This is a genomic window from uncultured Thiodictyon sp. (assembly GCA_903837595.1).
In the GTDB taxonomy this organism is placed as follows: Bacteria; Pseudomonadota; Gammaproteobacteria; order Chromatiales; family Chromatiaceae; genus Thiodictyon.
In genome coordinates this window covers 1-7,883 of the sequence record CAILVI010000107.1, presented here as the reverse complement: position 1 = coordinate 7,883, position 7,883 = coordinate 1, and the positions used below count along the sequence as shown (strand labels likewise).

At 66.5% G+C, this 7,883-nt stretch carries 7 protein-coding genes and 1 pseudogene; all 8 read right to left on the bottom strand.

The window, feature by feature from the left end; translation table 11 throughout:
- On the bottom strand, positions 1-645 hold a 645-nt coding region (locus tag QZY44_RS06065; protein ID WP_295443653.1), incomplete at its 3' end, for a protein-disulfide reductase DsbD domain-containing protein.
- A 144-nt stretch (positions 646-789) separates the two neighbouring features.
- The gene (locus QZY44_RS06060) at positions 790-2,103 is read right to left on the bottom strand and encodes a hypothetical protein (protein ID WP_295443651.1); all 1,314 of its coding nucleotides are present in this window, start codon (positions 2,101-2,103) and stop codon (positions 790-792) included.
- A complete protein-coding gene (locus tag QZY44_RS06055) occupies positions 2,100-4,421 on the bottom strand; it encodes an AAA family ATPase (protein WP_295443649.1) in 2,322 nt (773 codons plus the stop codon). The genes QZY44_RS06060 and QZY44_RS06055 overlap by 4 nt, the downstream gene beginning before the upstream one ends.
- Before the next feature lie 167 nt (positions 4,422-4,588).
- On the bottom strand, positions 4,589-5,959 hold the full coding sequence (locus QZY44_RS06050) for an LssY C-terminal domain-containing protein (protein WP_295443647.1): 1,371 nt from the start codon (positions 5,957-5,959) through the stop codon (positions 4,589-4,591).
- 172 nt (positions 5,960-6,131) lie between these two features.
- Positions 6,132-6,446 (bottom strand): hypothetical protein, encoded by a 315-nt coding sequence (locus QZY44_RS06045; RefSeq protein ID WP_295443645.1) that lies wholly within the window; start codon positions 6,444-6,446, stop codon positions 6,132-6,134.
- The gene (locus QZY44_RS06040) at positions 6,443-6,781 is read right to left on the bottom strand and encodes an integration host factor subunit alpha (RefSeq protein WP_295443643.1); all 339 of its coding nucleotides are present in this window, start codon (positions 6,779-6,781) and stop codon (positions 6,443-6,445) included. Before QZY44_RS06040 ends, QZY44_RS06045 begins: the two co-directional genes overlap by 4 nt.
- 128 nt (positions 6,782-6,909) lie before the next feature.
- A complete protein-coding gene (locus QZY44_RS06035; protein ID WP_295443642.1) occupies positions 6,910-7,377 on the bottom strand; it encodes a hypothetical protein in 468 nt (155 codons plus the stop codon).
- A pseudogene (locus tag QZY44_RS06030) lies at positions 7,374-7,883 on the bottom strand (hypothetical protein); the annotation flags it as partial. The pseudogene QZY44_RS06030 and the gene QZY44_RS06035, both read right to left, overlap by 4 nt.

Here is a 7,883-nt window from a genome sequence, read left to right as displayed (position 1 = left end):
CGATCTGGCTGTCGGTCCCAGTCCGGCCACGGGGACCGACAGCCGCAGCCCGCTCGGGGACTGGGCCAGCGTCGCGCCGTTGAGCCTGCCCTGGGGTAGCCCGGCGTGCGCCTTCTCGAATGCCTCCGCGGCCTGCGGGTCGGTCGGACCTGCCGTAGCGGCGGTGCGCAGGGTCAGTTCCAGGGACGCGGACTCTGGGACGCAGTGCTCCTCGCACACCAGCCAATGGGCCCGTGCCCGCACCGCAATCGGCTCCCCAACCGGCCAGTCCGCCGGGATCGCAAGGCTCACCGGGTGCAGGGCGCGGCCCGAGTAGCCGAAGTTCGCCAGCGGACCGACCCGGATCAGTTCGGGGGCGGGGAACTGCAGCGGGCCGGCGCTCACGCCCGACGGCAGGGTCCAGTCGATCCCCGGGGCCTCGCCGGAATCGCCCGGATTGCGCCAATAGGTGTGCCAGCCGGGCCGGATCTCCAGGGACAGCAGCAGTTCCGCCGGCTGCCCGGGCACCGCTGGATTGTGCTCCGCCAAGAGGCGCGCGGTCACGTTCTCGGTGTTGACCGGGTTGCCCCAGGCCAGCAGCGGGGCGACCAGCAGGACCGGGAATAGGGTTATGCAGGCTGCCCACGCAATCGCAGGTCCGCGCATCGGGGTAACGCGACGGGACAGGACGCGCCGGGCCGCGCAGAGCAGAGAACCTCCCGGGTCTGTTGATAGAATGAGGTGCATCGACGTTCAAGCCCGTGTGATTCGATCCCCAAGACCTTGTGGAAGTGAGCGTCGGTTCCACGCTCAGGCGCACTTGATCCCTATCAGCCGCGACGCCAATGCCTGACGCTGGCGCTTCGCTTCGACTCCGGATCCCACATGCAGCAGCTCATCAAGGACTTGGAGATGCACGGGCCGCAGAGTCACCCGCGCCTTGGTCGTACCACCCAACACATCCCGGAAGGCCACCACCTGATCGCAGGCGGCAGCGACCAGGGTCGGATACAGAATGATGGCGGAAGACGCCTCATGCGGCTGCGTCAAGGCGTAGATCGCCAGTTGATAGAGCATCTCCCGCGGCAGGCTCCGCGTCCACAGGTCCCGATACTTGGCATCGAGAATCGCCAGCGTCCGCTGGCCTCGACGGACCACAAAGTCCGGTCGGGGTACCGGGCCGCGACGGCCCTGCGGGTTGTGCCGGGGGTCGTAGTAGAACACTCCGCACAGCCGGTACTCGTCCAGCAAGTCTACGTTTTCAAGGTGCTCCCGTAAGAAGCGCGAGAGCAGGGCTTGAAAGAAGGCGTTCATGTCGAAGAGAAAGCCGTCCAGACACAGGCCCGGGGCGGCGTCCGCGAGCGACAGGGACTCTCCGCGCAGGAGCAGGTCGATCAGGGTCAGGGCCGGTCGGTAGTGCGAGGTCCTCCGATCAATACTTTGGGACACCCGCGCCAGGGTGACGGGGTCGATGTCTGTTGGGGGTACGCCCAGATCGATCTGGGCCGAGAGCCGCCGCAGACGCGCGCGTAACTCCAAGTCACGGGTCGCCACCGCTGCCAGCCGGAGGCCGGCGAGCAGTGCCTGATTCAGGGGTGTGTCCTCGCTGCGGGGGTGATGTACGCAGGGCAGGGCGGCGTGTGCGCTGCCGGAGGCGGCATAGCGGACGAAATCGATCCGTCCCCGCGGGCTCTCCAGCATGGCCCCGATCCGTCGGTAGTCGCGGTGCAGTCCCCGGGGGAGAAGCTCCGAAACCTCCGCGACCAATTGGACGATCAGAAGGTCTTGAAACGACTGGGGCTCGGTGGCGAAGCGTGCGGCACCGATCAGACGCAGGTCGCGCAAGCCGTAGGCATACCGTATCAGGTTGAGTAGCGGCAGGTCCGGGATCTTGGGCCGGATGGTGATCGTCAGTCCGTCCAGGGTCACTCGCCCGACCCAGGAGGTGGCGCGCAGTTCCAACCCCTGGGCAAGCTCCAGTACCTCCAGGCGACCGCTGTCCGACAGGGCCTTCGCCACGCGCGTCGCCGATCCCTGCCGCGCCAGTCGCCGGCCCGCCAACACCGGCCAGTGATCCGGTGTCGCGGTCTCCCACTCGCGCAGTGTCACGGCGTCCAGGTTCATGCCGGGGGTCCATCCGCTGCCTCCTCGCCGCCGTTGTCCTCCTCGTCATCAATCGACGCGTCGACCGGTGGCTCCTGCTCGGTCATTCCGGCCGTCGTCGCAAGGTCCGGCGTCGGCGCCAAGAGGGCCTGGATCAGTTCGTCGCGGCGGTTCGGGTCGAACAGTTCGCGGCGGATGCGGCGGCGCTGCTGGTCCACCAGACCGGCGCCGAGGATCTCCCTCAGGGTGTCGTAGTCCTCGTAACAGTATTCTTCCAGCAGGGGCACGATGTCCTCGGCCAGCACCCGCACGAAGCGGCTGAAGTCCGTGATGGCCTGGCCGCCGTCCAAGAGATAGGCGTGCCCGATCTGGAGGTTGCGGGCATCCCGCCCGATGTGCTCCAGGATGCGGAGGTTGAGCGCGGTCAGCCAACCGTCCAACGGGATGCTCCCCGCAACCACTTTGCCGACGAGCAGGCTGGTATCCGGCATTAGCTCCCGGAAGCCGAAGCGGCGCCGCAATGCCGTGTCGAGCAGGGCGATGGAACGGTCGGCCGTGTTCATGGTGCCAATCACGAAGACGTTGGCCGGCACCGTGAAGGGCTCGCCGGAGAGCGGCAGATGCACCGCTTGGCCGCGCTTGTCCTTCTCCAAGAGGGTCAGCAACTCGCCGAAGATACGCGGGATGTCACCGCGGTTGATCTCGTCGATCAGCAGGTAGAAGTGGCGATCCGGGCGCCCCGCGGCATCGGTGCACAGACGCTTGAAGATCCCGTCACGACGCTCGAAGCTCAGTTGCCCGTCGTTGCCGGTGGTGGGGCGGTAGCCTTCGAGGAAGTCCTCGTAACCATAGGCGGGGTGGAAGGTGCAGACCCGCACCAGGCCCGGCTTTGCCCGATCACCGTCTACCTCGGCCTGCTGCGGCGGGTCAAGGTCCGCATAACGCTTAACGAACGCTTTGATCGCCGCCAAGTCCTGGACGGTCTGGCGGGCGTGCCAGGTCTTGCCGGTGCCGGGCGGGCCGTAGAGAATCACTTGCCCTTTGCGCTCCAGGATTGCCTGAAGTTCACCGGAAATACCATCGAGCAAGAGCATCTGGAGCGGTTCGGGCACGGGATGGGGTGGGGGCACCGCATCGAGCAGTCGGTTTTCGATGGCCACGAGGTTCTCTGGGTACTTGCGCAGCCGAAACACCGTAGTGTGCGGCCCCTCGAAGATGGGGAGTTGCCAGTCCGCGATGTCCAGCCACTGCACCGCCCGATGATGGGGGGCCAGCGGTTCGGGTGACGGATCGTACCGATAAGCGTCCGTGGTCACGCGCCCGATGCCGCGTACGGTTTGTCCGTTGCAGGCGACCACCAGATCCCCCGTCGCGATGGTGCGGACAAAGTTGCGGATCTCGCCTGCCTTACGGGAGGCAACCCCCGCTTGGTTGGGCTGCGGGTAGTTGGCATCCCGTAGCCTCTGTTTGAGACGATCTAGACCTTCGGCCGAGTCATCCAGCCAACCCAAATCGCCGAGCTCATGCCAGCCGATCGCGACCACCGGACGATCGCGCATCAAAGGCCAAATATCCGTATCGTCATACACGACGGTGCCGATGCGCCAGACCCGATAGGGACGGCCACCATTGCGCTCGTTCAACACCGTCGTGAGGTGGTTCATAGGCCAGTCGAGTTCGCGCGCTATCGCCGTGAAAGGCTCAGCGACCACATAGCGGCCGGATTGCTCCGGCGGCGTCTGCAAGAGCTTGATCAGGTGAAACCGCTGATGCCCTTCGGAGTGGTAGTCGTCCAGCCGTTCGGGATAGAGCAGGCTCAGGTACTTGTGGCCCCAGGCCAGGCGGCTCACGTCCGGGGCGACCTCATCCATCCGCCGCTGTAGCTCCGCGTAGTCGGCGGGTGTTCCCACGGCCGGTAGGACCTCAAGCAGTCTCGCACCGGCGATGAGTTGGTCACGATGGCGGCGGGCTATCGAGACTGCCTCTCCGATCTCGATTTTCCGCTGCTGGGTGGGGGCACCGGTCATCCATTCGCCGGTCTCATTCCTGCGGTAGAGACCGAACTTGAGCGCGCTGCCGCCGGCGATGCTACCGAATCGGACCGGAAATTCCTCGTCGTCCTTGAACTCGAGCCAGTACACCAGGCTGTCGTGGTTTCCATGAAGGTGCATCAGGTTGAGCAGTTCCTCGCCATCCAAACCGGCGAGCACCTCCGGGCCGAAGCGCCGACGGAACAGGTCATAACAGGCGTTCAGCGCGTCCTTGGTCAGCAGCGCCCCTTGCTCCAGCAGGCGCGTTCGGGTCGTCTGAAGGTCCTCAAAAATGCGGGGGTCAAGCACCGTCTTTGATCTCCTCAAAGCCAACCAGAGGCAAAGGGGAGACTTTGCGTTGGCAACAGTTTAGTCGTCAAGTCGCATACCGCTCATGAACGTTGGCTAGCGGCAATCCTGGATCTCTCGCCAACGAAGGCACGGCGCGCGCACTCGCCGGTACCCAGCAGCACCGATCAGACCCAGGCGACAAACCGCGGTGCGGTGCGACTGGTCGACAGCAGGAGCGCGGCCCGCTTGCCGTCGGTGAAGTACGGATCGCCGGTCAGGTTGTGCCGGGGTGCTGCGCCATCGCAGGCACCGACGCCATCGACATAGCCGGCCACAACGATCCGTTCGGCCGCGATCAGGTCTTCGACCAGGTAGTCGCGCGACTCATCCACGTCGGGATCGATGCGATGCGTGGTGAGGTTCCAGGCCCTGGTCGTCATGCGCACGCCGATATCGCGGCTGATCTGCCCCACCCAGACGCTCTGCCCCTGAAATTGCAGCGGGGTCAGCCACAAGCGCAGGTGCAGTCGTTCGTTGATCGACTGGCGGCTGCGCTGCAAGGCGACGTCCTGGCTGCGACCGAAGAGGTACAGCGGGCTGACCGGCGAATAGCGATACTGAGCGCCGAGCAGGAAGGCGCGGGCGGTCTTCCAGCAGGTGGCGAGTGTGATGCTCTCGCTCTCGTCCCACCGGGCCGCCAGCGCACTGAGCAGGGTGGCGAACTCCCCGATGACCACCAGGTTCACCGGGTCGCCGGTGCGCGTCTCGGCGCGGTTGGTGGTGGTGGCCGGCAACGCCGCCAGGCGCTTTACCAGGGTGGGTACATCGCAGTCGATGAGTGACCCCGGCGGGTTGATCGCGGTAAAGTCGCGGCGCAGATAGTCGGCGGCGATACCGGGCACCGCCATCGAGAAGGTGAAACCGACCGCCGCCGGCGCCGGCGCCAGCGGCGGATCGCCCCGACCTGCCGCCGCGCCCCTGGCCGCGAGTCCCTGCACCGCGGCAGCGAGCGTTTCTCCCGTCGCGTGCAGGTCGACGTGAACGATCTTGGTGCCCAAGTCCAATGGCGTGAACACGAACCCTTCCGCCGCTTCCCCGGGCGGAATCGGCCGCAAGCGAAAGGCTTGCGAATGAAAGCAATCGTCCATCCGGCGGTTGGCCCGCTGGGCGGTGATCAGCTTCAGTGGCAGGAGGACCAACAGTGGCAGGAAGAGCCAGCCGACGAGCCCGAACGCGGACAACCGCTTGGTGATCGAAAAGTGATTCACCCCGGCGGCTTCCAACGGCGTGAAGTAGTTGGGACTGATGCCCAGCAGATGCAGACGCAGCGGCAGGGTGCCGCGATTCTCGACCCGCAGATAGACGGGTTGAATGCCCCGCCGGGCCAGCGGCACGCCGAACACCTGTTCGCTCTCGGCGGCGTCCAGGACCGCCACCGTTACTTGGGCGGCGGGGTTTGCCTGCACCTGTGCGCGGGACAGAAAGGTGCGCAGGAGCGGCTGCGGCCGATACGGAGTCGTAACCAGTCGCCACAGAAGGGTATTGGGATGTGACATCGCCAGCAGTCTACGCCCGACCCGAATGGAGTCAACCGCGGCGGGACGGGCCGGCCAAGGCGCCCCGGTTTCCGGGCCGAAGCTGGCGCCCCGACTCCGGCCAGTTCCTACCGTGGATCAGGTCGACATCGGACTCAAGCCGGAACCCCGTGGCGAAACAGGCCCGAGGCGGTCACGGTGCAGCCTTCACAACGGGCTGCACAGGGGGCTGCTCAGCCGGCACCAGATCGGACCAGTGGGCAGGACCGGCGGGCGCGGTTCGCTCATCCTGGGCGTCGAGGCTCACGGCGGTATTGGGCTGGTCTTCGGTGATGAAACTCGCCAACAGCCAGCCGCCGGCAATCAAGGCCAGGCCCAGACCCAACACGCGCGCCATGAGCCGCCAATTGGCAGCCCGAACCCCCTTGGACTGATGTTTGTGGCCTAAATGATGTATCGACAGGGTCTTGGGTGCGGCCCAGGCACCTCGACGCGGCTCAGTTTTCACGACTTGTCGTTCGTGTCGGACGATGGTTCGGCCCCAGCCAGCGCATGCCCGCCAATGGCCTCCATCCGCGCCTTGAGCTTCTGCCCCGGCCGGAACGTCACGACCCGGAGGGCGGTGATCTGGACCTCCACCCCGGTCTTCGGATTGCGCCCCGGGCGCGCTTTCTTCTCGCGCAGTTCGAAGTTGCCGAATCCGGACAGCTTGAGTTCGTGGCCGCGCTCCAGGGTCTTGCGGATTTCCTCGAAGAAGCTGTTGACGAGGTCTTTGGCCTCGCGTTTGTTGAGCCCAAGCTCCTCGAACAAGTGGTCTGCCATGTCGGCTTTGGTCAAGGTCATCCTCTCACTCCCGTCATCGTGCGCAGAAATAGACTCAAAGCGCGAGGCACACAGGTCCCGCGATCCAAGCCTCTGCTTGGGCGGCAAGTGTCTGAGAAGGCGCCCGCAAAATCAATCTTGACGCGGGGTTATTTCGTGCCCGCTGGTGTTTCGTCCAGGCTGTGGACCGGGTCCACAGGGTCCGTGAGGGACACCCCCCGGTGCAGGGCGCCGGCGCCAAAGCGGGCGTTGATACGGTCGACCGCGACCGTGAGACGCCGCTCCCGCTCGCTGTCCGTGGGGCGCTCGGCCGCGCTGTCGAAGAGATCCGGTTGGACCGGCTCCGGGGCCCCCAGATCGGCAATCCCCAGGCCGATCAGGCGCACGGGCTTGCCGTGCCAGTGACCGGCCTCGAACAGCGACCAGGCGGCGGCGAACAGGGTACGGGCGTCGTCGCTGTGCCGCGGGAGCCGCCGCTGCCGGGTGTGGGTCTCGAAGCCGCAGAAGCGGATCTTCAGCGTCACGGTACGCCCCGCGATCCCCTCCTGGCGGGCCGTAGCGGCGACCTCGGCCGCCAGTTCACGCAGGGTGTCGCGCAGCACGCCAGGATCGGTCACGTCGACGCCGAAGGTGGTCTCTTTGGAGAGTGACTGGCGGGCGGCGCGCTCGCCGACCCGGTCGGAGGCGATGCCCCGCGCCTGCTGGTAACGGCCATGGCGCCCGCGCCACCCCGGAAGATGAAAGTGGCGGGCGCCTTGGCCGTTCCCCTCCCCGGCCCTCCCCCAATAGGGGAGGGAGAAGTGGAGCGCGCTCCCGGCGCGACTTTCACGGTAAGGTTGATGGCGGCGCGGGGTCCCAAATTGGCCTGAAGCTGGGTAACCGACAACCCGCGCAGGTCCGCGACGGTACGCAGGCCCGGCCGCTTGAGGATTGGCAGGATCCGGCTGCCGACCCCGCGCAGGACGCCGACCGGCTGCCCGCCCAGAAAGTCCAGCACCCGTTCCGAGGGCACCACGACCAGCCCGTCCGGCTTGCCGAAGTCCGAGGCGATCTTGGCCACCAGCCGGTTCGGGGCGATGCCGACGGAGGCGGTCAGGCCGACCGCGGCGCGGATGGCCGTCTT

What these genes read in the sequence shown, in the direction of transcription:
- QZY44_RS06060 (WP_295443651.1), bottom strand. Translation starts at nt 2,103, where the DNA reads ATGAACCTGGACGCCGTGACACTGCGCGAGTGGGAGACCGCGACACCG.
- QZY44_RS06050 (WP_295443647.1), bottom strand. Translation starts at nt 5,959, where the DNA reads ATGTCACATCCCAATACCCTTCTGTGGCGACTGGTTACGACTCCGTAT.
- QZY44_RS06040 (WP_295443643.1), bottom strand. Translation starts at nt 6,781, where the DNA reads ATGACCTTGACCAAAGCCGACATGGCAGACCACTTGTTCGAGGAGCTT.